Below are 26,742 nucleotides of genomic sequence, written 5' to 3' on the forward strand. Positions count from 1 at the left end.
TTGTCACGTCCGTAAAAGCCGGGATCGCGGGCCCTTTGTCACAGAGGGCGGTGTTAGCTTTCTGAGCTGACCTTGGGCCACGTACGTGAGTGACAGCCGAGACGGAAGCGGAGCAGACGGACGCATGGGACGAGCGGAAGACAGACGAGCGCGCCAGCGCGGTGGCCGCCGCGCGGCGCCCCGGCGCTCGTCCGCGACACCGGCGGTCGGTGCCGGGGGCGGCGCGACGGGCCCGGCCCACGGTGGCCGCGCCGCGGCCCGGCGGGCGGCCCGGCCGGTCAAGGCCCGCAAGAGCGGCATACGCCGGCTGTTCACCTGGAAGAAGATCCTCGGCACCCTGTTCGGGCTCTGCCTGCTCGGCATCGGCACCTTCATCGTGCTCTACATGATGGTGGACATACCCAAGGGCAACGCCGTCGCGCAGCAGGAGAGCAACGTCTACAAGTACAGCGACGGCTCGGTCCTGGCGCGCAAGGGCACGGTCAACCGCGAGAGCGTGTCCCTGGACCGGGTGCCCAAAGAAGTCCAGCACTGCTTCGTCGCCGCGGAGAACAAGACCTTCTACCACGACTCCGGCGTCGACCTGAGAGGCACCGCGCGCGGTCTGCTCAACACCCTCTCCGGCAAGGGCGCCCAGGGCGGTTCGACCATCACCCAGCAGTACGTCAAGAACTACTACCTCACCCAGGACCAGACCGTCACGCGCAAGCTGAAGGAACTGGTCATCTCGCTGAAGGTGGACCAGAAGCTGTCCAAGGACGACATCCTGGCCGGCTACATCAACACCAGTTACTACGGCCGCGGCGCCTACGGCATCCAGGCCGCCGCGCAGGCCTACTACCGTGTCGACGCCTCCAAGCTCACCGTCGAGCAGGGCGCGTACCTGGCCGCCCTGCTCCAGGCGCCGAGCCAGTACGACTGGGCGGTGGCGAGCCCCACCGGCAAGAAGCTGGTGCAGCAGCGCTGGAACTACGTGCTGGACAACATGGTCGAGCAGCACTGGCTCGACGCCGGCAAGCGCCGGGCCATGAAGTTCCCCTACCCCAAGGACCCCAAGGGCGCCCCCGGCCTGGAGGGCCAGAAGGGCTACCTCATCGACCTCGCCGACAAGCAGCTGGAGAAGCAGCTGATGAAGGACGAGGGCATCTCCCAGTCCCAGGCGGAGGCCGAGGTCGTGGACCGGGGCTGGACCATCACGCTGAACATCGACAAGAAGAAGCAGGCCGCCCTGGAGGGCACGGTCAAGGAACAGCTGACCGGCAAGCTGGACCCGAAGAAGCGCAAGGTCGACGCCGACGTCCAGGCCGGTGCGGTCTCCGTCGACCCCAGGACGGGCAAGATCCTCGCCCTCTACGGCGGCCAGGACTACTTCAAGCACTTCTACAGCAACGCCACCCGCAAGGACTACCAGCCCGCCTCCACCTTCAAGCCGGTGATCCTGGCCGCCGCCCTGGACGAGGGCGCCAAGACGCAGGACGGCCTGCCGATCGACGCCAACACCGTCTACGACGGCACCAGCGGCCGTGACGCCGTGGACCACGGCACAAAGGTCGGCTTCCACCCGCCGAACGAGGACGACGTCGACTACGGAGACATCACCGTTCAGACGGCGATGAACAAGTCCGTCAACTCCGTCTTCGCGCAGATGGGTGTGGACGTCGGCATGGAGAAGGTGATGGAGGTCGCCGGCCGGCTCGGCATGGACACCAAGGGCATGCAGGCGGTGCCCGCGCAGACGCTCGGCTCCATGGGCGCCAGCCCGCTGGAGATGGCCGGCATCTACGCCACCTTGGACAACCACGGCAAGGAGGTCACCCCGACCATCGTCGCGCAGGCCGAGAACAAGACCCGCACGGTGAAGATCGACGACCCGATCGGCGACCAGGTGATCAGCCGCGAGGCCGCCGACACCGTCACCTCGGTGCTCACCGGCGTGGTCGACGACGGTACGGCGCGGGTGTCGGTGCGCAACAATCCGCAGCGCGACGGCCAGCAGGTCGCGGGCAAGACCGGTACCTCCGACGAGAACAAGTCGGCCTGGTTCACCGGATACACGCCCGACCTCGTCACCTCGGTCGGTCTGTTCGGCGAGGACGACAAGACCCACAACCATGTGTCGCTCAAGGGCGCCACGGGACTGATCCCCGGCAGCGGCCGCATCAACGGCGGTGGCTACCCGGCACAGATCTGGGCCGCGTACACCTTCGGAGTGATGGACTCCGTCAGCAAGTTCGACCTGGACACCACCCAGGGCGCGGCCGTGAAGCCGTCGAAGTCGCCCTCGCAGAGCCAGTCGCCGAGCCAGTCGCCTTCGCAGTCGGCGTCCAGCTCGCCGCCGGCCTCGCAGTCGCCGTCCCAGTCGCCCAGCAAGACGCCGAGCCAGTCGCCGCCGGCCTCGCAGTCGCCGTCGCAGTCGCCCAGCCAGTCGCCGAGCCAGTCCCCGTCGCAGTCGCCGTCCGGCGGCATCGACAACCCGCTCGACCCGAACGACCAGCAGCAGTCGAGCGGCAGACACCCGGCCCAGTAGGACACGGTGAAGGGCGCCCGGTTCCCCCGGGCGCCCTTCACCGTCTCAGCATCTGTGCCGGCCCCTCAGGTCCGGTTCAGCTCGAACCAGACCACCTTCCCGGCGCTCAGCCGGGTCGCGCCCCAGCGGCGGGCCAGCCTGTTCACCAGGTACAGGCCCCGGCCGCCCTCGTCGGTGGCGCGGGCCTGGCGCAGCCGGGGCAGCTGCGGGACGTCGTCGCCGACCTCGCAGCGCAGCACGTCCGTGCGCAGCAGACGCAGCGTCACCGGCCGCGAGGCGTACCGCACGGCATTGGTGACGACCTCGCTGACCAGCAGCTCCACCGAGTCGGTGAGCTCCTGCAGGCCCCAGCGGTCCAGGGCCTCGCGGGCCAGCCGACGGGCCCGGCCGGGGGCGGAGTCCTCCGGCTCCAGGAACCAGTACGCCACGTCGCTCGGCGCGATCCCGTCGAAGCGGGCCGCGAGCAGCGCGATGTCGTCGTCCCGGTCGCCCGGGCCGAGCATGTCCAGCACCTCGTCGCACAGGGCTTCCAGGGGCGGCGGGTGGTCCGGGCCGGTGAGCTCCGCGGTCGCCTGGAGCTTCTCGCGCAGCTGCTCTATGCCGGTCCACACGTCCCGCAGCCGCGACTCCACCAGTCCGTCGGTGTAGAACAGCAGCGTGCCGCCGGCCGGCGCGTCCAGCTCCACCGCCTCGAAGTCGACACCGCCGACGCCGATCGGGGCGCCCGGCGGCACCCGCAGCACCTCGGCCCGGCCGCCCAGGTGCAGCAGCACGGGCGGCGGGTGTCCGGCGTTGGCGATGGTGATGCGGTGCGAGACGGGGTCGTAGACGGCGTACAGACAGGTCGCCATGCGGTCGGTGCCCAGGCGCTGCGCCTGCTCGTCCAGGTGGTGCAGCACCTCCTGCGGCGGCAGGTCCAGGCCCGCGAGGGTCTGCGCGGTGGTGCGCAGCTGACCCATGATCGCCGCCGAGGTCATGGAGTGGCCCATCACGTCGCCGACGACGAGGGCGACCCGGCTGCCGGGCAGCGGGATCGCGTCGTACCAGTCGCCGCCCACCCGCGCGGTCTCGGCGGCGGGCAGATAGCGTGAGGCCAGCCGCACCCCCGTCGGGCGGGGCAGCGTCTCGGGCAGCATGGTGCGCTGCAGCTCGTCCGCGATGTAGGCCTCACGGCCGTACAGCACGGCCTTGTCGATGCCGAGCGCGCTGTGCGTGGCGAGCTGGGCGGCGACCAGCAGGTCGTCGGGTTCGAAGGCCGGGCGGTCCGGGCGGCGCAGGAACAGCGCGGCTCCGATCACGCGGCGCCGCCCGCGCAGCGGGGCCAGGATCGTGCGGTGCCCGCCGGGCACCGCCAGTTCCGAGCCCTCGCCGAGGAGTTCGTCCAGCGCGGCGCCCGCCGGGTCCGCGTCCGTGAACACCGGCCGTACGCCGCGCAGCACCTCGCCGAGCGCGCTGCCGGGCCGTACCTCGCACAGCTCGTTGGTGACCACGGACAGCTCGGCCGGCTGCTCGGGCGCCGGCGCGGTCGGGAACCCGACCTCCGGGTCGCGCTCGGCCGGTATCCGGTCGGTGCGGCGCAGCCGCAGCACGAGCGGGCCCACCGGCCGTTCGTCGCCCACCGGCAGCGGCTCGCGCAGATAGACGAGGATGGCGTCGGAGAACGTCGGCACCGTCGCCCGGCACAGGCCCATGACGATCTCGTCCAGGTCCATGCCGCGGGCGATCCTGCGGGTGGCCGCGCCCACGAACCGCAGCCGGTCCCCGTCCCGCCGCATCGGCAGCGGACGGCCGGGCGGCAGGCCCTGTCCGGTGCGGCGCTCCCGCCCACCGGGACCGCGCCGCTCCCGCCGGTCGGAGGCGCCCGGCGTCGCGGGCACGTCGGCGCCGGGGGCCGCCGTGGTGCCGGAGGTCCCGTTGGCGCCCGCACTCCCGGCGGTCCCGGTGTTCCTGCTGCCCGCGCCGTCCGGCTGCGCCGGGATGCCCTCCGGCCGGGGGCGCGGCCGGGGGACGTCGGGTTCGGCGGACACGGGCTGCGCGTGCTCGTACCCCGCCGGGGCCGCCTCGGTGCCGCGCGGTGTGTTCGTCCCGGTCCCGCGCGGTGGCTCGCCCTGCGTGCCCTGCGCCGCGGCCGGGCAGGGCGGTGCGCCGGCGGGGCGCGGCTGTGGCGGTAAGGCCGGAGACGGCTCGGGGGTACGCAGGAGTGCCCCGCGGGCGTCCGCGGGGTCGCTGCCCGGCTGGGGGCGTTCGAAGGAGGTCGGCTGCTCCGTCACGCGTGTCGAATCCATCCGTCCGGGGCTGCGCGCCGGGCGCGCAGTTCGTCCCGCCGAAGACCCGATACCCGGAACACGTGCCCCAGGAACGGATTTCCGGCGTGGTCAGAGGCTGTTCCTGTGCCACCGGCGGACCGCGTGCGGTCCGCACGGGCAGGGCCCGCGTCGGCGGCGTGTCCCCCCGAACGGGCCCGAGGGCCTGTCCGGCGGTCCCTGGTGCGCTCGTACCCCTCGCTCACGTCCTGCCGCCCCTCGGTGACATTGAGTCAGACTCGGCGCCCGCTCCGGGAGTTGCCTTGTTCCGTGCCTCCCCGCGCCCTTGCGGAGGACGATCCTACGTTTCCTGCCCCGGGGCGCATCAAGGGTCTCATGAGGACACGTGCGCGGGCGTACGGTCCCAGTCCTCCGGCAGTGACGGTACCGCCCAGGACGGGTCCGGGCGCCAGTGCTGCCAGTTCTCCGAGAACGGCGGCCCCCAGGCGCGGATCACCTCCACCGCCGACCGGCCGGCCGCCCGCACCCGCTCGGCCAGCCGGGCGTCGACCAGCCCGTCCCGCTGGGCCTGCGCGAACTCGTCCTCGTCCCGCCAGTGCCAACTGCGGTCCAGGTGCACGGAGATGTCCAGAAAGTGGTCCTCGGAGTCCACCCCGCCCTCCCACCGGGTCAGGGGTTCCTCCAGGTTGACGTACCAGTTCTTGAACTGCCAGCCCGGCTCCCAGAACAGCCACACCGACCACGGCTCACCGGGCCGGGCCAGCTTCAGCACGCCCGTGCCGAACCAGCGGTCGCGCTGCACGGTCCGCGGCTTGGTGTAGCGGGACGCGAGCGGTTCCAGATGCACGGGTGTGCCGTCGGCGAGCACGGGCTTGACGCACTCGGTGCCCGGCGCCATCCACACCGCCAGCAGCTCGGCGTCGTCGTGGACGACGGTGACGGGACGCGCGATGTGGAAGTCCGTGCCGCCGTTCGCCCGGTACCGCCACAGGATCTGGCTCCCGGGCGCCCAGCGGGCCCTCGCACCGCCGCTCTTCACGCGTTCCATCGCTCCGTCGTCCGTCATGCGCAGATATTAGGTGTCACGGGCATACGACGCCGCGGTGAGCGTCACGGTTCACGCCCGCGCGCGGACCGCTCACGGGCGCGTCATCCGCAGCACGTCCAGCGCCTCGTCCAGCTGCTCCTCCGTCAGGTCGCCACGCTCGACGTAGCCGCCCTCCAGCACGGCCTGACGGATCGTCTTCTGTTCCGCGAGCGCCCTCTTGGCCACCTTCGCCGCCTCCTCGTACCCGATGTACCTGTTCAGCGGGGTGACGACGGACGGCGAGGACTCGGCGTACTCGCGCGCCCGCTCCCGGTGGGCCACGATCCCGTCCACGGTCCGGTCGGCCAGCAGCCGTGAGACGTTCGCGAGCAGCCGGACCGACTCCAGGACGTTCTTGGCGATGACCGGCAGCATGACATTGAGCTCGAAGTTGCCGGCGGCGCCGGCGGTGGCGACGGTGGCGTCGTTGCCGATCACCTGGGCGCAGACCATGAGCACCGCCTCGGGCACGACGGGGTTCACCTTGCCCGGCATGATCGAGGAGCCCGGCTGGAGGTCCGGCAGGCTGATCTCGGCCAAACCGGTCCGCGGCCCGGAGGACATCCAGCGCAGATCGTTGGCGATCTTCGTCAGGCTCACCGCGACGGTCCGCAGCTGACCGCTGGTCTCCACGATCCCGTCCCGGGCGCCCTGCGCCTCGAAGTGGTCGCGGGCCTCGGTGAGCGGCAGCCCGGTGACGCGGGCCACCTCCTCGATGACGGCGGCGGAGAAACCCGGCGGGGTGTTGATGCCGGTGCCCACGGCGGTGCCGCCCAGCGGCAGCTCGGCGAGCCTCGGCAGCGAGGCCTTCAGCCGCTCGACGCCGTGCCGGATCTGGGCCGCGTACCCGCCGAACTCCTGGCCCAGGGTGACGGGCGTGGCGTCCATCAGATGGGTGCGCCCCGACTTCACCACGTCCGCGAACTCCTCGGCCTTGCGGGCGAGGGCGGCGGCCAGGTGCTCCAGGGCCGGGATCAGGTCCCGGGTGACGGCGGCGGTGGCCGCGATGTGGATGGAGGAGGGGAAGACGTCGTTGGAGGACTGGGAGGCGTTGACGTGGTCGTTGGGGTGCACGTCCCGCCCGAGACGCTCGGAGGCGAGGGTGGCCAGGACCTCGTTGGTGTTCATGTTCGACGAGGTGCCGGAGCCCGTCTGGAACACGTCGACCGGGAAGTGCTCGTCCCACCGGCCCTCGGCGACCTCCTCCGCCGCCTCCTGGATCGCCCGGGCGACGTCCTTGTCGAGCACGCCGAGCTCCGCGTTGACCTTGGCGGCGGCGCCCTTGATGCGGGCGAGCGCCTCGATGTGCGCGCGCTCGAGGCGCTGCCCTGAGACGGGGAAGTTCTCCACGGCACGCTGCGTCTGGGCGCGCCACTTGGCGTGGGCGGGAACCTGGACCTCGCCCATGGAGTCGTGCTCGGTGCGGTATTCGGTCATACCGGGTACAGCGTGGGGGGCGGCGCGGATGTTCCGGGCGTGCTCCCGGAACATCCGCGTCTCGAACGCCGCGGCGCGGCCTCGGCCCGGCCGGTGCTCAGCCCTCAGGCCGGCCCCGGCCCCCGCACCGGAATCGTGGTGAACGTCGGCTGCTCGGGTTCCCGCGAAGTGAAGAAGTCGTTGCCCTTGTCGTCGACGACGATGAACGCCGGGAAGTCCTCGACCTCGATCTTCCAGACGGCCTCCATGCCGAGCTCCTCGTACTCCAGGACCTCGACCTTCTTGATGCAGTCCTGGGCGAGGCGGGCGGCGGGGCCGCCGATGGAGCCGAGGTAGAAGCCGCCGTGCGCGCCGCACGCGTCGGTGACCTGCTTGCTGCGGTTGCCCTTGGCCAGCATCACCTTGGAACCGCCCGCCCCCTGGAACTGCGCGACGTAGGAGTCCATGCGGCCGGCCGTGGTCGGGCCGAAGGAGCCGGACGCGTAGCCCTCGGGGGTCTTCGCCGGGCCCGCGTAGTACACCGGGTGGTCCTTCAGGTACTGCGGCATCTCCTCGCCCGCGTCCAGCCGCTCCTTGATCTTGGCGTGCGCGATGTCGCGGGCCACGACCAGCGGGCCGGTCAGGGACAGGCGGGTCTTGACCGGGTACTTGGTCAGCTCGGCGAGGATGGCGTCCATCGGCTGGTTGAGGTCGATCTTGACGACGTCGCCCTCGGACTCCAGCTGCTCGTCCGTCGTGTCCGGGAGGAACCGCGCCGGGTCCGTCTCCAGCTGCTCCAGGAACACGCCCTCGGCGGTGATCTTGGCGACGGCCTGGCGGTCCGCGGAGCAGGACACCGCGATCGCGACCGGGCAGGACGCGCCGTGCCGGGGCAGGCGGACCACCCGCACGTCGTGGCAGAAGTACTTGCCGCCGAACTGCGCGCCGATGCCGATCTTCTGGGTCAGCTCGAAGACCTTCTGCTCGAGGTCCTTGTCGCGGAAGCCGTGCCCGAGCTCCGAGCCCTCCGCGGGGATCTCGTCCAGGTAGTGCGCGGAGGCGTACTTCGCCGTCTTCAGCGCGTACTCGGCCGAGGTGCCGCCGACGACGATCGCCAGGTGGTACGGCGGGCAGGCGGCCGTGCCGAGCGAACGGATCTTCTCCTCCAGGAACCTCATCATGGAGGCCTCGTTCAGGACGGCCTTCGTCTCCTGGTAGAGGAAGGACTTGTTGGCGCTGCCGCCGCCCTTGGCCATGAACAGGAACTTGTAGGCGCCGCCGTCGGTGGCGTACAGCTCGATCTGGGCGGGGAGGTTGGAGCCGGTGTTCTTCTCCTCCCACATGGTCAGCGGGGCCATCTGCGAGTAGCGCAGGTTCAGCTTGGTGTAGGCGTCGTAGATGCCGCGGGAGAGGGCCTTCTCGTCCTCGCCCTCGGTGAGGACGTTCTGGCCGCGCTTGCCCATGACGATGGCCGTGCCGGTGTCCTGGCACATCGGCAGCACGCCGGCGGCGGCGATGTTGGCGTTCTTCAGCAGGTCCAGGGCGACGAACTTGTCGTTCGCGCTGGCCTCCGGGTCGTCGATGATGCGGCGCAGCTGGGCGAGGTGGGCCGGGCGCAGGTAGTGCTGGATGTCGCGGATGGCCTCCTCGGCCAGCTTGCGCAGCGCCTCCGGCTCGACCTTGAGGAACGTACGCCCGTCGGGTCCCTCGACGGTGGAGACGCCCTCGGACGTCACCAGCCGGTACGGGGTGGTGTCCGCACCCTGGGGGAGCAGATCGGTGTACGCGAACTCAGGCATCGCAGCCCATTCCTCACTCGGCAGACGGCTGCCCGCCGACACCGGCGGGCACCGAACAGCGTAGAACCTGCCACTGACGGCGAGGCTGTGAGGTCCGGCTCAGTGCACCGTCCGCCCCTGGCGGCCCGGCCGAGTCCCCGGCGGCTTCTCCTGCGCGGAGGTGTCGCGATCTATCGTGTTTGGGTACGCTGCTGCCGTGGACCTTCAGAAGCAGACCGCCGCCCCCGCCACGGAGCTGCGCGCCTCGGACGCCGACCGTGACCGCATCGCCGACATCCTGCGCGACGCCCTCGCCGAGGGCCGTCTGAGCGCCGACGAGCACGCCGAGCGCGTCGAGGGGGTGCTGAACGCCAAGACGGTCGGCGAGCTGGAGGTCTTCATCCAGGATCTGCCCGCCGCCCACCAGGGCCGTACGGCACCGGCGTACGCCTCCGCGCCCCATCGTCCGGCCGCCGGTGCGATCCCCCCCGAGGCCGACGAGAACGTGGTGGCGGTGTTCAGCTCGGCCATGCGCAAGGGCCGCTGGCGCGCCGGGCGGCGGCTGCACGCGTACGCGGTCTTCGGCAGCGTCGAGATCGACCTCAGCGAGGCGATCTTCGAGTACCAGCAGGTCGTGATCAAGGCGGTCTCCGTCTTCGGCGACGTCCAGATCCGCGTGCCGGAGAACGTGTCGCTGCGGGGCACCGGCGGCGGCGTCCTCGGCAACTTCGAGGTGGCGCCGCTGGACTCGGCCGAGTCCGAGGCACCCGTCGTCTACGTCGACGGCTGGGCCGTCCTCGGCAATGTCGAGGCGCGGCCCAAGCGGGGCAAGCTCGTCGCCGACATCCTCGACCGCGTGCAGCGCAAGGTCGACAGGAGCGTGCGCAAGCATCTGTGAGACGGTCGGGAACCAGCCGCGGGGCACCTTCGACCAACCGCACGGTCGGGAACCGAGTGCATAGGCGCGCGTACAGCGGGTAGGCCTTGACGCATCGTCTCTCGCTCGCGAAGCCGTCGTCAGGAGAAGACCGTGCTGCAACCGCCGCATTCGTCCCTGCAGGTAGCTGCCGTTCCGGCCCCGCGGGTGCCGGTGCGGGACAGGGACCAAGACGCCCCCTGGCACACCGAGGCGGTGTGCCGTCGCGACGAGGCCGGCCTGTTCTTCGCACCCTCGAAGGAGCCCACCGCCGCGCGGCTGTCGCGCGAGGAGGCGGCCAAGCGGGTCTGCGCGCGCTGCCCGGTGATGGTCGAGTGCCGCGAGCACGCGCTGCTGCAACCGGAGCCGTACGGCGTGTGGGGCGGCCTGACCGCCGCCGAGCGCAGGGTCGTCCTCGCCCGGCGCCGCCGGCGCGAACTGGAGCTGAAGAAGGCGGCCCGCGCGACGGGCCGCATAGCGGCGGCCGGCTAGCCGGGTCCCCGGCAGGGCTCTCCCGCACGCGGCACATTCCTCGGCACACGTCCCTCGGAACACGTACGGGGCGCTCCCTCCGCACAGGGAGCGCCCCGTACCGCTGTGCCGGGCCCTCGGACCGGACGCCGGCCGCCCGCTACCGCGCGCGATCGAAGTCGATCGCGCTGTACGCCCGCAGCTTGCTCAGCCGGTGCTCGGACTCGATCCGCCGCACCGTGCCGGACTTGGACCGCATGACGAGCGAGTCCGTCGTCGCCGTCTCCGAGCGGTAGCGCACCCCCCGCAGCAGTTCGCCGTCGGTGATGCCGGTGGCGACGAAGAAGACGTTCTCGCCCGAGACCAGGTCGTCCGTGGTCAGCACGCGGTCGAGGTCGTGCCCGGCGTCGATCGCCCGCTGCCGCTCCTCGTCGTCCTTCGGCCACAGCTTGCCCTGGATCGTGCCGCCCAGGCACTTCACGGCGCAGGCGGAGATGATGCCCTCGGGCGTGCCGCCGATGCCGAGCAGCAGGTCGACGCCGGCGCCCTCGCGCAGCGCGTAGATCGAACCGGCCACGTCGCCGTCGGAAATCAGCTTGATGCGCGCGCCCGCATCCCGGACCTCCTGGATGAGGCCCTGGTGCCGCGGCCGGTCCAGGATGACCACGGTGACGTCCTCGGGTGTGCCCCGCTTGGCCTTGGCCACGCGCTTGATGTTCACCGACACCGGCGCGTCGATGTCCACGAAGTCGGCCGCGTCCGGGCCGGTCACCAGCTTGTCCATGTAGAACACGGCGGACGGGTCGAACATCGCGCCGCGTTCGGCCGCGGCCAGCACCGCGATCGCGTTCGGCATGCCCTTGGCGGTCAGCGTGGTGCCGTCGATCGGGTCGACCGCGATGTCGACCTCCGGGCCGGTCCCGTCGCCCACGTGCTCCCCGTTGAAGAGCATCGGGGCCTCGTCCTTCTCGCCCTCGCCGATGACGACGACGCCGTTCATCGAGACGGTGGAGACGAGGGTCCGCATGGCGCGGACCGCAGCGCCGTCGGCGCCGTTCTTGTCACCGCGCCCGACCCAGCGGCCCGCGGCCATCGCCGCGGCCTCGGTGACCCGGACCAGTTCCAGCGCGATGTTGCGGTCGGGAGCCTCTTCGGGAACTTCCAGCTCGGACGGCAAGTGATGATGCTCGGTCATCGGAGCGCACCTTTCTGATACGACGACGGCCGGATGAGGGTGTTGGCCCCGACTCTATCGCCGAGTCGACAGAATGAGCAGGGGACCCTACGGATGAGCGGTCCGGGCACCTGCGACGATAGAGGGCGTGGCAGGTTCGAACGGCAAGCAGAAGTCGGTCCGGAGCATGATCCTCTCCCTGGGGGTGATCGTGCTCGCGGCCGCGAGCATCTATCTCTTCATCCCGCACGACGATCACACTCCCGACATCAAGCGGGTCGACTACCGCGTCGAACTGCTCACCGCGCGCCGCGCCGCCCCGTACCCGGTGGCCGCGCCCGAGGGCCTGCCCGAGACCTGGAAACCCACCTCCGTCCGCTACCGGGCCGACCAGGACAACCGCTGGCACCTGGGTTTCCAGGATCCAGAAGGCCAATACGTGGCGATCGAGCAGTCCACTCAGAAGCGCAAGGACTTCATCGCCGACGCCAGCCAGGGCGGGCACGCCACCAAGGTCACCCAGGAGATCGACGGCCGCACCTGGACCCGGTACACCGGCGGCCGCTACGACGCCCTCGTGCTGGAGGACGCCCAGGGCTCCACGACGGTGGTCGCGGGCACGGCCTCCTTCGGCCGGCTGACGACGATGGCGCAGGCGCTGGAACTGAAGAAGTCCTGACCCGCCGCCCCCGAGGACCTCACCCGGAGGATTCCGCCCCGTCCTCGGCCGCCTCCTCGGCCAGCGCCGCGTCCAGGCGCGCCCGGGCGCCCTCCAGCCAGCGCCGGCAGACCTTGGCCAGCTCCTCGCCCCGCTCCCACAGGGCGAGGGACTCCTCCAGGCTCGTACCGCCCGCCTCCAGGCGCCGGACGACCTCGATCAGCTCGTCCCGTGCCTGCTCGTAGCCGAGCGTCCCGTCCGCCGCTGCGGTGCCGCCTGCCGCGGTGTTGCTTGTCATCCGACCACCCTATGTGTCGACCCGAACCGTGAACTCACCCTCGGCGACCCGCGCCCGCAGCGGCTCGTCCGCCGCCACCTCGGCCGGGTCGCGCACCGCATGCCCGTCGGCCTTCTGGAGCACGGCGTAACCGCGTCGCAGCGTCGCGGCGGGGGAGAGGGCCACCACGCGCGCGTGCGTGTGCGTCAGCTCCGAGTCGGCGCGGTCCAGCAGGTGCCGCAGCGTGCGCCGGCTCCGGTCCAGCAGCGAGGCGACATGGTCCGCCCGCTCGTCGACCATGCGGTGCGGATCCTCCATGCAGGGCCGCGCCAGCGCGTGGGCCAGGCCCCGTTCCTCCCGCTCGACCACCGCGCTCACGCACCGCCGGGCGCGGTCGCGCAGCTGCCGCACCCGCTCGAGCTCCTCGCCGACGTCCGGCACGACCTTCTTGGCGGCGTCGGTGGGCGTCGAGGCGCGCAGGTCGGCGACGTAGTCCAGCAACGGGGTGTCCGGTTCGTGCCCGATCGCGGAGACGACCGGCGTACGGCAGGACGCCACCGCGCGGACCAGCTGCTCGTCGGAGAACGGCAGCAGGTCCTCCACGCTGCCGCCGCCACGAGCGACGATGATCACGTCCACCTCGTCGAACGCGTCGAGCTCCTTGACGGCCTGGACGACCTGCGGGACGGCGTGCACGCCCTGGACCGCGACGTTGCGTACCTCGAACCGGACGGCCGGCCAGCGGTGCCGGGCGTTCTCCAGCACGTCCCGCTCGGCGGCCGAGGCCCGTCCGCAGACCAGGCCGATCAGCTGCGGCAGGAAGGGCAGCGCCTTCTTGCGCTCGGGCGCGAACAGACCCTCGGCGGCCAGGGACTTCTTCAGCTGCTCCAGGCGGGCCAGCAGTTCTCCGACGCCCACCGGCCGTATCTCGGCGGCCCGCAGGGACAGCTGCCCGCGCGGGGCGTACCACTCCGGCTTGGCGTGCACCACGACCCGGGCGCCCTCGCCGACGACGTCGGCGACCGCGTCGAACACCTCGCGGTAGCAGGTCACGCCGACCGAGATGTTGTACGACGGGTCGCGCAGCGTCAGGAACACCACGCCCGCCCCCGGCCGCCGCGACAGCTGGGTGATCTGGCCCTCGACCCACACCGCGCCGAGCCGGTCGATCCAGCCGCCGATGAGCCGCGAGACCTCCCCGACCGGCAGCGGGGATTCGGGGGACGTGGTGACAGCCATGTCCGCGAGCGTAGCCGCCGCCACCGACAGCGCGGGTGGTGGCGCCACCGCGGGGGAGCCGCTCGCGCCGGGGCGCCGGGCCGGTGCCCCCGGCGCCACCCCCGGCGATCTTCCGGCCGCCGGGCGCGGCCTTACGATGGGTGCCATGACTGCTACGTCTGGCCGCCGTGTCCTGCTCGCCGCCCCCCGGGGCTACTGCGCGGGTGTGGACCGCGCCGTGATCGCCGTCGAGAAGGCCCTGGAGCAGTACGGGGCTCCGGTGTACGTCCGGCACGAGATCGTCCACAACAAGTACGTCGTGCAGACCCTGGAGAAGAAGGGCGCCGTCTTCGTCGAGCGGACCGAGGAGGTGCCGCCGGGCAACATCGTGATGTTCTCCGCGCACGGCGTGGCGCCCGTCGTCCACGAGGAGGCCGAGCGCGGCCGTCTGGCCACCATCGACGCCACCTGCCCGCTGGTCACCAAGGTCCACAAGGAAGCCGTCCGCTTCGCCAAGGACGACTACGACATCCTCCTGATCGGGCACGAGGGCCACGAGGAGGTCATCGGCACCTCCGGCGAGGCCCCCGACCACATCCAGCTCGTCGACGGCCCCGAGGACGTCGCCGAGGTCGAGGTGCGCGACCCTTCGAAGGTCGTCTGGCTCTCCCAGACCACGCTGTCGGTGGACGAGACCATGGAGACGGTCGACGCCCTCAAGGAGAAGTTCCCCCAGCTGGTCTCCCCGCCGAGCGACGACATCTGCTACGCCACGCAGAACCGCCAGCTCGCCGTCAAGCAGATGGGCGCCGAGGCGGATCTCGTCATCGTGGTCGGCTCCCGCAACTCCTCCAACTCCAAGCGTCTGGTGGAGGTCGCCAAGCTCGCGGGCGCGGCCCAGGCCTACCTCGTCGACTTCGCCGACGAGATCGACGAGGCCTGGCTGGAGGGCGTGACGACGGTCGGCGTGACGTCGGGCGCGTCGGTGCCCGAGGTCCTGGTCGAGCAGGTGCTGGAGTGGCTGGCCCGGCGCGGCTTCGAGGATGTGGAGATCGTCAAGGCGGCGGAGGAGTCCATCACCTTCTCCCTGCCCAAGGAGCTCCGCCGGGACCTGCGCGAGGAGGCCGCCGCCCTGGTCGCCGAGCGTGGCGGATCGGGTGCGCCGCAGGCGTGACCACTGATGACGGCGTGACGGTCGGTCGCACGTCGTAACGTGGAGCCATGCAGATCTTCGGTGTGGACATCGGCGGGTCAGGGATCAAGGGCGCCCCGGTGGACCTGGACAAGGGCGACCTCGCCCAGGAGCGCTTCAAGGTGCTGACCCCGCATCCGGCGACGCCCGACGGGGTGGCCGACGGCGTCAAGCAGGTCGTCGACCACTTCGGGTGGACCGGACCCGTCGGGCTGACGTTCCCGGGCGTGGTCACCGGCGGCGCCACGGTGCGCACGGCGGCGAACGTCGACAAGAGCTGGATCGACACCGACGCGCGCGCCCTGTTCGGCGAGCGGCTCGGCGGCCTGCCGGTGACCGTGGTCAACGACGCGGACGCGGCCGGGGTCGCCGAGATGCACTTCGGCGCCGGCCAGGGGCGCCGCGGCACCGTGATCCTGCTGACCTTCGGCACCGGCATCGGCAGCGCACTCTTCGTCGACGGCACCCTCGTCGCCAACACGGAGCTGGGCCATCTCGAGCTGGACGGACACGAGGCGGAGAAGCGGGCCTCCAGCAAGGCCAAGGACGACCACGACCTGTCCTGGGAGCAGTGGGGCCGCCGCGTCGAGAAGTACCTCGCGCACCTGGAGATGCTCTTCTCTCCCGAGCTGTTCATCCTCGGTGGCGGCGTCAGCCGCAAGGCCCACAAGTTCCTGTCCTTCATGGAGGGTGTCGGAGCTCCGGTCGTCCCCGCCCAGCTCCAGAACAACGCGGGCATCGTGGGGGCGGCGATGCGGGCGGCGGAGGGCGCGTAGCCGGCCGGGGAGGCGGACGGCCGGGTGGCGGAAGGCGTGAGGCGTACGGCCGCGCGGCGGAAGGCGCGTGGCCGTGCGGTGGGCCGGCCGGGGCCGCGGAGGGATCGCGCAGGGCTCCGGGGCCTCACCGCGGCGGGCGGCTCCCGGCCCGCTCCCGGGCCCGCTGGGGTACGGCCAGGGCGCGCCGGAGCAGAGCCGTGACCCCCGCGACCAGCGTCCCCCCGTACAGCCACAGTGCCTGCGTGGCGAGCGCGGTGACCAGGCCCATCAGCTTGCCCGGGAAGCCGTCGCCCTCGGCCAGGGGCAGCAGACCCACGGCGAACCCGATGGGCACCACGACCGGCGAGGTCAGCAGGTCGGCGCGGCGCACCCAGACGGCGGTCAGCGCGCACACCGGCAGGAACAGCACGCCGTACCCGGTCGGGGACCCGCCCAGCAGCAGCTGGTCGAGGCAGCCCAGCAGGAACATCAGCGCCCCGCAGAACAGTCCGGCTCCCAGGCCGGTGAACCGCGGATTGGGCAACCGCCGTAACCGTCGTATGGCGGCGGCGGGCGCGGAGACGGGCGCCGCGGCGGACGGCCGCCGCCCGCCGGGCGGACGCCGCGCCCCGGGGGGATGCCGTGCGGCGGGCCGGTGCCCGGGCGCGTCCTGCCGCGCCGCCTGCGGCGGCATCGGGTGTCCGCCGCGTCGCGGTCCGTGCTGCTGAGATCGCGTCCTGGGTTGCTCCACTGGACCAACCTAGGTCTGCTTATGTGCTGAATAGGCCGTTTGACACGCCGCGCGGCGCGGCCTGGCCACGTGTTCGAACCGTCGAAGGGGCCGGGCCGCGACACGCCGTAGACTGGTGGATCGGCCGCCTGGCCCCCAGTCTCCTCACGTACGGGAAGTCGCAACGTGTCGCTCACGATCGGAATCGTCGGTCTGCCGAACGTCGGCAAGTCGACCCTGTTCAACGCCCTGACCAAGAACGACGTGCTCGCGGCCAACTACCCGTTCGCCACGATCGAGCCGAACGTCGGTGTGGTCGGCGTCCCGGACGGTCGTCTCGCCCAGCTCGCCTCGATCTTCAAGTCGGAGCGGATCCTGCCGGCCACCGTCGACTTCGTCGACATCGCCGGCATCGTGCGCGGCGCCAGCGAGGGTGAGGGCCTGGGCAACAAGTTCCTCGCCAACATCCGCGAGTCGGACGCGATCTGCCAGGTCATCCGCGCCTTCAAGGACGAGAACGTGGTCCATGTCGACGGCAAGGTCTCGCCGAAGGACGACATCGAGACGATCAACACCGAGCTGATCCTCGCCGACCTCCAGACCATCGAGAAGGTCCTCCCGCGCCTCCAGAAGGAGTCGCGCATCAAGAAGGACATCGCCCCCAAGGTCAAGGCGGTCGAGGAGGCCAAGGAGATCCTGGAGAAGGGCGACACGCTCTTCGCGCACGGCATCGTCCAGGGCAGCGAGCGCGCGGAACTCCTCCACGACCTGCACCTGCTCACGACGAAGCCCTTCCTCTACGTCTTCAACGTCGACGAGGACGAACTGATCGACGAGGACTTCAAGAACGAGCAGCGCGCCCTGGTCGCCCCCGCCGAGGCGATCTTCCTCAACGCCAAGCTGGAGGCCGACCTCGCCGAGCTGGACGAGGAGGAGGCCCTGGAACTCCTGGAGTCCGTCGGCCAGCACGAGCCGGGCCTGGCCACCCTCGCCCGCGTCGGCTTCAACACGCTCGGCCTGCAGACCTACCTGACGGCTGGCCCCAAGGAGTCCCGCGCCTGGACCATCAAGAAGGGCGCCACCGCTCCCGAGGCCGCCGGCGTGATCCACACCGACTTCCAGAAGGGCTTCATCAAGGCCGAGGTCATCTCCTTCGAGGACCTCCTCGAGGCCGGCTCCGTCGCCGAGGCCCGTGCCAAGGGCAAGGCCCGCATGGAGGGCAAGGACTATGTGATGCAGGACGGGGACGTGGTGGAGTTCCGCTTCAACGTGTGACGCCTGATTCCTTGATCGGCTGAACCGCTGGTCAGAGCATGAAACCCCAGGTCAGGGGCCAGATCGCAAGGTCTGGCCCCTTCTTGTTTTCTCAGGCCGATTCCGGGCTTTTCCGGGGAGCGTGCTGACTTGGTGCTGACCCGCTGACGGTGTTCATACCGGTCCTGACCTGGGGCTACAGCCGGGTTATGAGAGCAGGGCAGAGACCTGCGAACGTCTTCGGTCGGGGCTGCTCCCGGATGCTCCCAGGTGCCGGATCTCTGACGACCGGGTGCCTGCCGGGTTTCCTGTTCTGGAAAGCCGGGGAGCTTGACCCGGAAGTTGGCAGGTCGGGAGCATCGCCTTGACCAAGCCTGTCGACAGGAGGGGGAAAGCCGTGGGCGCACCGCTGCGGAAGCTCTCGGGAGACCCGGACTGCAAGAACGGCACTTGCCCTACCCTGTGGGGCACGGCCGACGGCAAGGACTACGTCGTACAGGGTTACGTGATCAACGACCCTGAGCGGCTGGCGCAGCTCGACCTGCCCGAGGGTGAGACGGCGGTCATGGTCCCCGCGGCCGTGCTGGAGGAGTACTTCCGTGCTCACCGGTGAGGATTTCGGGCGCCTCTTCGAAACGTTCGAGCGGACCGCGTTCCGGCTGGAGACGCTGGCCGAGTACGACGTGGAGGAGGAGCGCGAGGAGATCGCGCGCTTCCTGGCCGGAGAGGACATGGGGCCGGAGTGGGACGACAACCCATGGGTGCGGTCCATGACCGACAAGGGCAAGCAGGTGTCCCGCGTCCACGTCCTGTGCTCCCCGCTGACCGACTACCTGCGCTACGAGCTGTCGGCCTACCCCGGCAACATCAAGGCCGGGGAGTCGATCGGCATCATCGACCTTGCCGAACAAGACGTGGAGGGTCTGCCCGACCACGACTTCTGGCTCTTCGACGACCGCGACGTGTACCGGATGCACTACACCCCCGAGGGCCGGTTCCTCGGCGGTGAACTGCTGCCCGCCGACCGCCTCTCGGAGTACCGGGGATACCGGGACCTGGCTCTCTCCCGGGCCGTGCCGTTCGCGACCTACTGGGAGCGGCACCACTGACCACGGAATCCCTCGGAAGAGCACTGCGGACACTGCGCGAGGCATCGGGACTGACCGGCAGCGCAGTGGCCCGTAGGGCTTCCATGTCCGCAGCCAAGCTCTCGAAGATCGAGAACGGCCGGACCATGCCCACGGTGCAGGACGTCGACCTCGTCCTGTCCGCCCTCGGGGTGTCCGAGGAGGCCAAGGAACAGTTCCTCGCGGCGGCCCGAGTCGAGGCCACGGAAGCCACGGCGTGGCGCCTGCTGCGCCGTATGGGGGCGTGGAAGCATCAGAACACGATCAAGGGCATCGAGGCCAACACGAAGGCACTCAGGCTGTTTCAGGGGCAGCTCATCCCTGGCCTTCTTCAGACTCCTGAGTACGCCACGGCGGTGTTCTCACTGCCTCCGGCTCTGCCGGACGAGACCAAGGCACGGACGGTGGCGGCCCGGCTGGAGCGGCAGGCCGCGTTGTACGAGGACGGGCGCTCGTTCCACTTCGTCATCTGCGAGCACGTACTGCGGTGGCTGATCTGCGAGCCGGTCGTCATGGCCGTACAGCTCGACCGGCTAGCGTCCCTGTCACGGCTCCCCGCCGTGTCCATCGGCGTCGTCCCTCAAGCGGGCCGGAAGCCGGACTTCCCCATGACCTGTTTCAGCATCCACGACGACAGCCTCGTCATCGTCGAGACCTTCCACTCGGAGGTGACGACACGGGATCCGCGGGACGTCCAGACGTACGTCGACACGTTCGACAGGTTCGCCGCAGTGGCGCTCTACGGCGACGACATGCGCAGCCTCGTCGAGGGCATCCGGGACGAGTTCTTGCGGCAACAGGAAAGAGGCTAGGCCCGCCAAGTGAGCGGCCCGACGATGTGATCAGAGGAGATCGGAGTCGGGAGAGCCATGCGAACAAGCGCCAGCATCCAGTCGGGACCCGTGCACCTGCCCCTGCCCAGCGCCCAGCCTGAGCCGGTCTCCGGCTGTCGGCACTGTCTTGAACTCGCGGTGCGGCGAACCAACGCCGTCTCGTCGGGCGACTACTCCAAGGCGACGGATGTGAACGTGGCCCTGCGAGCGCACCTCGGCGAAGCGCACGGAGGCGAGGAGTGACCAGGGCGATCCTGCGCTACGTCGAGCACCGGATCACACGGCACCCCGGAACCGACGTGACGTTCGAAGCGGAGTGCGTGAGCTGCGACTGGAAGGCCGAGCCTTCGGAGGACGGGGCAGCCGTCGACCTGGAGTGCATGCGCCACACCGGCAGGACTGGGCATCAGAGCTTTCGGCGAGTCTGCACCTCTCTCGCCCTCGTTGTGCGGGTTGAGTAGCGGCGCCCCGTCCATCTGGACACGACGTGCTGGCACAGCAGGCGAAAGCCCCCGCACCGTGCGGTTGGGACGCATGACGCGAGGGCCCGTGGCGTGACTACTCGAAGGCACGCACCTTGCGCAGGCGGGCGTGAAGCGTCTGCCGAGAGATGCCTGTCATGCGAGCAAGGGCAGCGATGTTGACTTCGACTCCCAGCTCTTCCATGCGCAGCACTTCGTCCACGACTCTGTCGGCTGTGCCGTTACGCATCGCGTTGGCCATCGCCCACTCGCATGCGCGGCCTTGGAGAGTAGCGATGCGGTACTCCAGGTGCGGGTCGCGATCCCCATGGGTCAGCAACTCCTCAGCCGGAACTTGCTCCACCTGATCGAGGAGCTTGCGTGCCTCCTCCGGGTCAGCTCCGATGAGCCAGGCCATGGCCATGGCAGACCAGGGACGTCCCTTGAGGCGTTCGTGTATCTCGGCCCTCTGCGTGGAGCGGACCGCTGCTTCGCGCGCCTGCTCAGCCTGGGCTTCGTTGCCGCGGGCGTCGTACTGGGCTGCCTTCCGGTAGTGATCGCCGGCAGTGACCCGAAGTTCTTCCGCTCGTCGAGCGAGGTGGGCGTCATCAAACATGCCTATATGTAAAGACCTTGTCGACTTAGGAGTCAAGTTCTTTACACATCTCAAGGGAGGTGGGGGGTGACCCCCTGGAGGTAGATCCGAGCACCGCCATGTCATAGCAGCCAAGATTCCGCCACGGTTTCAGGGTCGTCCCGGACTTGGATCATGGTATTAACCAGTAGAGTTGTGGGGATTTTCGGTGCAAACTCTCCGGCGCGTGGGCTCGCGCGCCACCAGCTGCTACGGGGTGGGAAGCGCGTTGGCTGAGACCACGACGACGGTGCACGACGTACTCAGGGCGATCCGTAACGGAGCCACCGGGAACCGGGACCGGGGCACCCGCTTCGAAGAGCTCATGGTCCAGTACCTCAGCACCGATCCGCAGTGGACCGAGCAGTTCACCCGCGTGTGGATGTGGGCCGACTGGCCGGGAGCGGAGCAGGACAAGCGCGACACCGGCATCGACTTGGTGGCGCAGGACCGTGAGACCGGTGGCTTCTGCGCCATCCAGTGCAAGTTCTACGAGCCGCAGCACACGGTTCACAAGGAGGATATCGACTCCTTCTTCACGGCCTCCGGCAAAGGCGTCTTCTCCCGCCGGATGATCATCTCCACGACGGACAAGTGGAGCGTCCACGCGGAGGAGGCGCTGGACGACCAGCAAGTCCCCGTCACCCGGATAGGACTGGCCGACATCGCGAACAGTGCTGTCGAGTGGCACCTGCCCGCGGCCGGCATCGACCACGAAGTCCAGATGACGCTGCGGGACAAGAAGATCCCGCGCCCCCACCAGAAGGCGGCGATCGACGACGTCTTCGCCGGTTTCGCCGAGCATGACCGCGGCAAGCTCATCATGGCCTGCGGCACCGGCAAGACCTTCACAAGCCTGAAGATCGCTGAACGGCTTCAGCAGGAGCGGGCCGAGACCGGGCAGGGTGAGCACACCACCGTCCTGTTCCTGGTGCCCTCCATCGCCCTGCTCTCGCAGTCGCTGCGTGAGTGGTCGTATGAGGCCAAGGTGCCGTTGCGTGCCTTCGCCGTCTGCTCGGATGCCCAGGTCGGCAAGCAGAAGGCCCAGGGCGACGACAAGGACATGTCCACCCACGACCTCGCCCTGCCGGCGACCACCAGCCCCGACCGGCTGATGGCGCAGATGGCCAGTGTCGAGGCCGCCCCTGGCCTGACGGTCGTGTTCTCGACCTATCAGTCGATCGCCACGATTTCCGCCGCTCAGAAGCAGGGCATGCCCCGGTTCGACCTCATCCTGTGCGACGAGGCCCATCGGACTACCGGTGTCACTCTGTCGGGTCACGACGAGTCTGCCTTCGTCCGCGTGCACGATGACAGCTTCATAGGCGCCGACCGCCGGCTGTACATGACCGCCACCCCGCGCGTGTATAGCGACGACACCAAACAGGAAGCCAAGGGGGCCTCCGCGGCCGTCGCCTCGATGGACAACGAGGCGCAGTACGGTCCCGAGTTCCACCGCCTCGGCTTCGGTAAGGCTGTGGAGCAGGGCCTGCTCACCGACTACAAGGTCCTCATCCTCACCATCGACGAAGGCGTGGTTGCCAAGACCCTCCAGGAAGGTTTCGCCGGCGGCGACTCCGAGTTGCGGCTCGACGACGCAGCGAAGATCATCGGTTGCTGGAACGCCTTGGCCAAGCGCACCGGCACCTTCGCCGATGGTTCCGGGTTCGGCAAGGATGAAGCACCGATGAAGCGGGCCGTCGCGTTCTCCCGCTCCATCGCCGACTCCAAGGCCATCATGGAGCGGTTCAACGAGGTCGTCGATGCGTATGACGATGCTGATGATGACGTCTTGCACTGCGAGGTTGAACACGTCGACGGCACGTTCAACACCCTGCGACGCAACCAGCTCCTCGACTGGCTCAAGCAGGACCCGGGCCAGAACAACGCCCGCATCCTGTCCAACGCCCGTTGCCTGTCCGAAGGCGTGGACGTCCCCAGCCTCGACGCGGTGCTGTTCCTCAACCCGCGCAACTCCGTTGTCGATGTCGTCCAGTCTGTTGGACGTGTCATGCGTGTCGCGCCGGGCAAGAACTACGGTTACATCATCCTGCCCGTTGCCGTTCCTGCCGGGGTCTCACCGGAGAAGGCCCTCGCGGACAACCAGCGCTTCAAGACCGTCTGGCAGGTCCTCCAGGCGCTGCGCGCCCATGACGACCGCTTTAACGCGACCGTCAACCAGATCGAGCTGAACAAGAAGAAGCCCGACATCATCGGCCATGGCCACATCGGTGCCGGCGATGAGGAGGTCGGGGACAAGGACGGCTCCAGCACGGCGGACAGCGCGAAGGCTGCAAAGGAGCAGGAAGCTCAGAACGCCCAGCACGTTCAGGACACCCTGTTCTCCATAAGCGACTGGCGTGAAGCGATCTACGCTCGCATCGTCGACAAGGTTGGCGAGCGCCACTACTGGGAGGACTGGGCCAAGGACATCGCCCAGATCGCCGACCGTCATGTCACCCGCATCAAGGCCGCACTGAACATCCCGGAGAAGCAGGCTGCTTTCCAGGAGTTCGTCGTCGAGCTGCGCGCCACCATAAACCCCGGCGTCACCGACTCCAGCGCCATCGACATGCTGGCGCAGCACATCATCACCAAGCCGGTGTTCGACGCGCTCTTCAAGGACTACGCCTTCACCGAGCACAACCCGGTCTCCAAGGCCATGCAGCGCATGCTCGACGTCCTCGACGACCAGGGCTTGGACGCCGAGACTAAGACACTGGAGGACTTCTACCACTCGGTCCGGGTTCGCGCCGAGGGCATCGACAACCACGAAGGGCGCCAGCACGTCATCGTCGAGCTGTACGACAAGTTCTTCAAGACTGCCCTGCCCAAGACCGCCGACGCACTCGGCATCGTCTACACCCCGGTGGAAGTCGTCGACTTCATCCTGCGCTCCACCGAGCAGGCTGTGGCCAAGCACCTCGGCCGCTCGCTGAGTGATGAGGGCGTCCACATCATCGATCCCTTCACCGGGACCGGCACCTTCCCTGTGCGGCTTCTCCAGTCCGGCCTCATCAAGCCCGAAGACCTGGCGCGCAAGTACGGCAAGGAGCTACACGCCAACGAGATCGTCCTGCTCGCGTACTACATCACGGCGATCAACATCGAAGCGGCCTACGCCGACCTGGCCGGTGAGAAGGATGCCTATGTGCCCTTCGAGGGCATCGTGCTGGCTGACACCTTCCAGCTTGCTGAGGGCGGCGCCGCGAAGCTCGACGGCATGGACGTGCTGGAGGGCAACAGCGAACGGGCCAGGAGGCAGCGCGAGCAGCCCGTCACCGTCGTGATCGGCAACCCGCCGTACTCGGTCGGGCAGGACAGCGTCAACGACAACAACCAGAACCTCAAGTACGAGGTGCTGGACGCCCGTATCGCTGAGACGTACGTGGCCGAGTCCGCGGTCGGCAACAAGAACAAGCTGTACGACTCCTACATCCGAGCCATCCGCTGGGCCTCGGACCGCATCACGGGCGAAGGCGTCGTTGCCTTTGTCTCCAACGGCGGCTACATCGACGGCACCAGTGCGGACGGTCTGCGTAAGTCTCTGGTCAACGAGTTTGACGCGATCTACTGCTACAACCTGCGAGGCAACCAGCGCACGACTGGCGAGCAGTCCCGCAAGGAAGGCGGCAAGATCTTCGGCTCGGGTAGCCGGAACACCGTCGCCATCCTGATCTTGGTCAAGGGCGACGCGAACGGCACCCCTGCATCCGGCTGCGATCTGCATTACTACGAGGTCGACGATTACCTCACCCGCGAAGAGAAGCTGAACAAGCTCCGCGTCCAGAGCCTGGACACCGTGGAGTGGAAGAAGATCACACCGAACGCTGATGGCGACTGGATCAACCAGCGCGACGAGAGTTACGCCGCTTTCCAAGCCATCGGCGACAAGGACAAGGTCCTCGCCAGCCAGTCCGTGTTCGCTCTCTACTCCAGCGGCCTCAACTCTGCGCGCGACTCCTGGGTCTACAACTTCTCCGAGGAGAAGGTCCGCACCAACATGGAGTCGATGATCGACTTCTACAACGACCAGGTGCAGGGATTCCACGCCCACTGCAAGGCCAGCGGACTGGGCGTGCCCAGTGTGAGGGACGTGGAGCAGTGGATCGACACTGACCCGAAGAAGATCAGCTGGAACCGCGCCGACAAGACCAGGCTTGCCAAGGGACAGAAGTACGTCTATGACGCCGCCTGCGTCGTCACCTCGTCCTACCGGCCCTTCACCAAGCAGAAGCTGTACTTCCACTCGCGGCTGAACGACATGACGTACCAGCTGCCCAGGTTGTTCCCGACGGCCGAGTACGAGAACTTCGGCTTCTACAGCAACGGCGTGCATGCCACGACTGTGCCGGCCGTACTCATGGTGAGGCACGTGCCCAACCTCGATGTCTTCGGCAAGGGCGGATACTTCTTCCCGCGCTACACCTACCGGGAGCTGGCGGTTGACGGCGGCTTCGACTTCGGGGAGGAGCAGCGCTACGAGCGTCTCGACAACATCACCGACGCTGCCCTTGAGGGGTACCGCGATGCCTACGAGGACTCCGCCATCACGAAGGACGACATCTTCTACTACGTCTACGCCCTGCTTCACTCTTTGGAGTACCGGGAGCGCTTCGCTGCCGACTTGAAGAAGTCCTTGCCGCGCATCCCCAAGGTTCAGGACTTCCACGGCTTCGCCACTGCCGGCCGCGCGCTCGCCAACCTGCACATGGACTACGAGCAGGTCCAGCCGTACAAGGGCATCGTCGAGACGGTGTCCGGTGATGCTTCGGCGACACCGCCGAGCGAGCTATACCGCGTCGCCAAGATGAAGATCCCGAAGGTGAAGGGCCAGGCTGACCGGTCCACGATCGTCTACAACACCCGGGTCAAGCTGACCAACATCCCTGAGGAGGCGTACCGCTACCAGCTTGGTGCCCGGTCCGCGATCGAGTGGATCATCGACCGCTACCAGGTCAAGGTCGACAAGGCGTCGGAGATCGTCAACGACCCCAACGACTGGTCCGACGACCCGCGCTACATCATCGATCTGCTCAAGCGGATCGTCACGGTCAGCCTGGAGACGATGAAGATCGTGGATAGCCTCCCTGAGCTGGACATCCTGGAGTAGCTGGACCCCAGCGTGACGGTGGAGGGCGCCGGCGTAGGGATCGGCCAAGACGCCTTGCCAGAGTGGGCTGCCCCGGCGACCCTAGCCGCGGCAGCCTGACAACACGCCAGAGGACTAACGGGTTCGCGGCGTTAAACTCCCCGTGAGGGGCGGCGAGCCACGGACCGTATGGAGGGGGCAAAGATGAGCGCGAGCGGGACTCGCAGGTGTTCTTGGTGCGGCGAGGAAGGGCACGACAAGCGGACGTGCGACGTCCCGCACAACGCTGGGGAGTGCAGCGTGTGTCACAAGCACGGGCACGACAAGCGCAACTGCCCGGACAAGTGAACCCCGACCGGTAGACCCCTGCCACATCGTTGGTGGCAGGGATGTACGTAGGACTCGGTAGACGCCTACGTGCTGCTACCCGTAGGCGTCGGCCTCCACTAGGGGCTTGCTCAGTGGACCACACAGCGGCCCAACGGCAGAAGCACTTCGCCTTCACACACGGTGCGCGATGGCGCCCGTTCGAGGCTTGCTCCTGTCGGCCCCTGCGGGGCCGCGCTATCCCAGTCCGTTGGCTGACTTCTGGGGGCGCTGCCGCGCCCCACATCTGTTTGCCGTTGGGTCAAGTGGGCTTCGTTCTGTCGGCCCCGTAAGGGGCCGTACCACTCTTGGCCTTCTCCCTCCGGGCCGGCCTTGCGGCCGGCGCTGTTCTCCTCTGCCGTTGAGCCTGAGGCTAACGGCCGCGAGAGCGGCCGACCTGTCTGGATCAGTACGTACTGGCACCTCTGCTTGCACAAGTGCAGAGCGGAGCGAGGCTTGCCGAGCGGAGCGAGGTAGATGGTGGTGGTGACACTCTCTATAAGGGGGCTGGG

The 26,742-nt window shown here is 69.1% G+C and carries 22 protein-coding genes; 13 read left to right on the plus strand and 9 right to left on the minus strand.

Features of this window, described 5'->3' with window-relative positions:
* Window positions 1-124: 124 nt before the first annotated feature.
* A complete protein-coding gene (locus ACWDUZ_RS03215; protein WP_451630037.1) occupies window positions 125-2,527 on the plus strand; it encodes a transglycosylase domain-containing protein in 2,403 nt (800 codons plus the stop codon).
* Window positions 2,528-2,592: 65 nt separating this feature from the next.
* Here ACWDUZ_RS03215 and ACWDUZ_RS03220 read toward each other — a convergent pair whose 3' ends face one another.
* The 4 genes from ACWDUZ_RS03220 to ACWDUZ_RS03235 all read right to left on the minus strand — a co-directional run bounded on the left by ACWDUZ_RS03220 (window position 2,593) and on the right by ACWDUZ_RS03235 (window position 9,093).
* On the minus strand, window positions 2,593-4,812 hold the full coding sequence (locus ACWDUZ_RS03220) for an ATP-binding SpoIIE family protein phosphatase (protein WP_451630038.1): 2,220 nt from the start codon (window positions 4,810-4,812) through the stop codon (window positions 2,593-2,595).
* Between the two features lie 352 nt (window positions 4,813-5,164).
* Window positions 5,165-5,857: a cytidylyl-2-hydroxypropylphosphonate hydrolase gene (gene fomD, locus ACWDUZ_RS03225; RefSeq protein ID WP_451630039.1), complete on the minus strand. Its 693-nt coding sequence runs from the start codon at window positions 5,855-5,857 to the stop codon at window positions 5,165-5,167.
* 72 nt (window positions 5,858-5,929) lie between these two features.
* Entirely contained in the window at window positions 5,930-7,315 is a 1,386-nt protein-coding gene (locus ACWDUZ_RS03230; protein WP_451630040.1) for a class II fumarate hydratase, read from the minus strand.
* 104 nt (window positions 7,316-7,419) lie between these two features.
* Window positions 7,420-9,093, minus strand: a complete 1,674-nt coding sequence (locus ACWDUZ_RS03235) for a fumarate hydratase (protein WP_451630041.1) — start codon at window positions 9,091-9,093, stop codon at window positions 7,420-7,422.
* Window positions 9,094-9,289: 196 nt separating this feature from the next.
* On the opposite strand from ACWDUZ_RS03235, the gene ACWDUZ_RS03240 reads away from it, so the two are divergent.
* Both ACWDUZ_RS03240 and ACWDUZ_RS03245 read left to right on the plus strand, forming a co-directional pair.
* Window positions 9,290-9,970 (plus strand): DUF1707 SHOCT-like domain-containing protein, encoded by a 681-nt coding sequence (locus tag ACWDUZ_RS03240; protein WP_451630042.1) that lies wholly within the window; start codon window positions 9,290-9,292, stop codon window positions 9,968-9,970.
* A 132-nt stretch (window positions 9,971-10,102) separates the two neighbouring features.
* Window positions 10,103-10,480 (plus strand): WhiB family transcriptional regulator, encoded by a 378-nt coding sequence (locus ACWDUZ_RS03245; protein WP_306189539.1) that lies wholly within the window; start codon window positions 10,103-10,105, stop codon window positions 10,478-10,480.
* 139 nt (window positions 10,481-10,619) lie between these two features.
* On the opposite strand, the gene glpX is transcribed toward ACWDUZ_RS03245, so the two are convergent.
* Window positions 10,620-11,654, minus strand: coding sequence for a class II fructose-bisphosphatase (gene glpX, locus ACWDUZ_RS03250; protein WP_451630043.1), 1,035 nt, complete (start codon window positions 11,652-11,654; stop codon window positions 10,620-10,622).
* Between the two features lie 127 nt (window positions 11,655-11,781).
* Between glpX and ACWDUZ_RS03255 the strand changes: the two genes are divergently transcribed.
* Window positions 11,782-12,312 carry a DUF4245 domain-containing protein gene (locus ACWDUZ_RS03255; RefSeq protein ID WP_451630044.1) on the plus strand — a complete coding sequence of 177 codons (531 nt, stop codon included), beginning with the start codon at window positions 11,782-11,784 and terminating at the stop codon, window positions 12,310-12,312.
* Between the two features lie 19 nt (window positions 12,313-12,331).
* Here the strand turns inward: ACWDUZ_RS03255 and ACWDUZ_RS03260 are convergent, their stop codons facing one another.
* Both ACWDUZ_RS03260 and xseA read right to left on the minus strand, forming a co-directional pair.
* Entirely contained in the window at window positions 12,332-12,589 is a 258-nt protein-coding gene (locus ACWDUZ_RS03260) for an exodeoxyribonuclease VII small subunit (RefSeq protein WP_451630045.1), read from the minus strand.
* Between the two features lie 9 nt (window positions 12,590-12,598).
* Window positions 12,599-13,807 (minus strand): exodeoxyribonuclease VII large subunit, encoded by a 1,209-nt coding sequence (gene xseA / locus ACWDUZ_RS03265; RefSeq protein ID WP_451630046.1) that lies wholly within the window; start codon window positions 13,805-13,807, stop codon window positions 12,599-12,601.
* Between the two features lie 136 nt (window positions 13,808-13,943).
* Here xseA and ACWDUZ_RS03270 point away from each other — a divergent pair, with 136 nt between their 5' ends.
* Together ACWDUZ_RS03270 and ppgK are read left to right on the plus strand one after the other, a co-directional pair.
* Entirely contained in the window at window positions 13,944-14,960 is a 1,017-nt protein-coding gene (locus ACWDUZ_RS03270) for a 4-hydroxy-3-methylbut-2-enyl diphosphate reductase (protein ID WP_451630179.1), read from the plus strand.
* A gap of 47 nt (window positions 14,961-15,007) precedes the next feature.
* A complete protein-coding gene (gene ppgK / locus ACWDUZ_RS03275) occupies window positions 15,008-15,754 on the plus strand; it encodes a polyphosphate--glucose phosphotransferase (RefSeq protein WP_451630047.1) in 747 nt (248 codons plus the stop codon).
* Window positions 15,755-15,878: 124 nt separating this feature from the next.
* On the opposite strand, the gene ACWDUZ_RS03280 is transcribed toward ppgK, so the two are convergent.
* Entirely contained in the window at window positions 15,879-16,277 is a 399-nt protein-coding gene (locus ACWDUZ_RS03280) for a DUF6542 domain-containing protein (protein ID WP_451630048.1), read from the minus strand.
* Between the two features lie 372 nt (window positions 16,278-16,649).
* Here ACWDUZ_RS03280 and ychF point away from each other — a divergent pair, with 372 nt between their 5' ends.
* From ychF to ACWDUZ_RS03310, 6 genes are all read left to right on the plus strand, one after another.
* Window positions 16,650-17,738 (plus strand): redox-regulated ATPase YchF, encoded by a 1,089-nt coding sequence (gene ychF / locus ACWDUZ_RS03285; RefSeq protein ID WP_451630049.1) that lies wholly within the window; start codon window positions 16,650-16,652, stop codon window positions 17,736-17,738.
* Window positions 17,739-18,114: 376 nt separating this feature from the next.
* Window positions 18,115-18,330, plus strand: a complete 216-nt coding sequence (locus ACWDUZ_RS03290) for a hypothetical protein (protein ID WP_199838666.1) — start codon at window positions 18,115-18,117, stop codon at window positions 18,328-18,330.
* Entirely contained in the window at window positions 18,317-18,826 is a 510-nt protein-coding gene (locus ACWDUZ_RS03295; protein ID WP_451630050.1) for a DUF6879 family protein, read from the plus strand. The genes ACWDUZ_RS03290 and ACWDUZ_RS03295 overlap by 14 nt, the downstream gene beginning before the upstream one ends.
* A 23-nt stretch (window positions 18,827-18,849) precedes the next feature.
* Window positions 18,850-19,656 carry a helix-turn-helix domain-containing protein gene (locus tag ACWDUZ_RS03300; protein WP_451630180.1) on the plus strand — a complete coding sequence of 269 codons (807 nt, stop codon included), beginning with the start codon at window positions 18,850-18,852 and terminating at the stop codon, window positions 19,654-19,656.
* Window positions 19,657-19,713: 57 nt separating this feature from the next.
* Window positions 19,714-19,920, plus strand: a complete 207-nt coding sequence (locus ACWDUZ_RS03305) for a hypothetical protein (protein WP_451630051.1) — start codon at window positions 19,714-19,716, stop codon at window positions 19,918-19,920.
* A complete protein-coding gene (locus ACWDUZ_RS03310; protein WP_451630052.1) occupies window positions 19,917-20,138 on the plus strand; it encodes a DUF7848 domain-containing protein in 222 nt (73 codons plus the stop codon). The genes ACWDUZ_RS03305 and ACWDUZ_RS03310 overlap by 4 nt, the downstream gene beginning before the upstream one ends.
* Before the next feature lie 97 nt (window positions 20,139-20,235).
* Here ACWDUZ_RS03310 and ACWDUZ_RS03315 read toward each other — a convergent pair whose 3' ends face one another.
* A complete protein-coding gene (locus tag ACWDUZ_RS03315; RefSeq protein WP_451630053.1) occupies window positions 20,236-20,754 on the minus strand; it encodes a hypothetical protein in 519 nt (172 codons plus the stop codon).
* Window positions 20,755-21,001: 247 nt separating this feature from the next.
* Here ACWDUZ_RS03315 and ACWDUZ_RS03320 point away from each other — a divergent pair, with 247 nt between their 5' ends.
* Window positions 21,002-25,885: a DEAD/DEAH box helicase gene (locus ACWDUZ_RS03320; RefSeq protein ID WP_451630054.1), complete on the plus strand. Its 4,884-nt coding sequence runs from the start codon at window positions 21,002-21,004 to the stop codon at window positions 25,883-25,885.
* Window positions 25,886-26,742 lie beyond the last annotated feature (857 nt).

The organism is Streptomyces sp. NPDC003393 (assembly GCF_053589015.1).

Coding starts and splice junctions, on each gene's coding strand:
- ACWDUZ_RS03215 (WP_451630037.1), top strand. CDS start 125: ATGGGACGAGCGGAAGACAGACGAGCGCGCCAGCGCGGTGGCCGCCGC.
- ACWDUZ_RS03220 (WP_451630038.1), bottom strand. CDS start 4,812: ATGGATTCGACACGCGTGACGGAGCAGCCGACCTCCTTCGAACGCCCC.
- fomD (WP_451630039.1), bottom strand. CDS start 5,857: ATGACGGACGACGGAGCGATGGAACGCGTGAAGAGCGGCGGTGCGAGG.
- ACWDUZ_RS03230 (WP_451630040.1), bottom strand. CDS start 7,315: ATGACCGAATACCGCACCGAGCACGACTCCATGGGCGAGGTCCAGGTT.
- ACWDUZ_RS03235 (WP_451630041.1), bottom strand. CDS start 9,093: ATGCCTGAGTTCGCGTACACCGATCTGCTCCCCCAGGGTGCGGACACC.
- glpX (WP_451630043.1), bottom strand. CDS start 11,654: ATGACCGAGCATCATCACTTGCCGTCCGAGCTGGAAGTTCCCGAAGAG.
- ACWDUZ_RS03260 (WP_451630045.1), bottom strand. CDS start 12,589: ATGACAAGCAACACCGCGGCAGGCGGCACCGCAGCGGCGGACGGGACG.
- xseA (WP_451630046.1), bottom strand. CDS start 13,807: ATGGCTGTCACCACGTCCCCCGAATCCCCGCTGCCGGTCGGGGAGGTC.
- ACWDUZ_RS03270 (WP_451630179.1), top strand. CDS start 13,944: ATGGGTGCCATGACTGCTACGTCTGGCCGCCGTGTCCTGCTCGCCGCC.
- ppgK (WP_451630047.1), top strand. CDS start 15,008: ATGCAGATCTTCGGTGTGGACATCGGCGGGTCAGGGATCAAGGGCGCC.
- ACWDUZ_RS03305 (WP_451630051.1), top strand. CDS start 19,714: ATGCGAACAAGCGCCAGCATCCAGTCGGGACCCGTGCACCTGCCCCTG.
- ACWDUZ_RS03315 (WP_451630053.1), bottom strand. CDS start 20,754: ATGTTTGATGACGCCCACCTCGCTCGACGAGCGGAAGAACTTCGGGTC.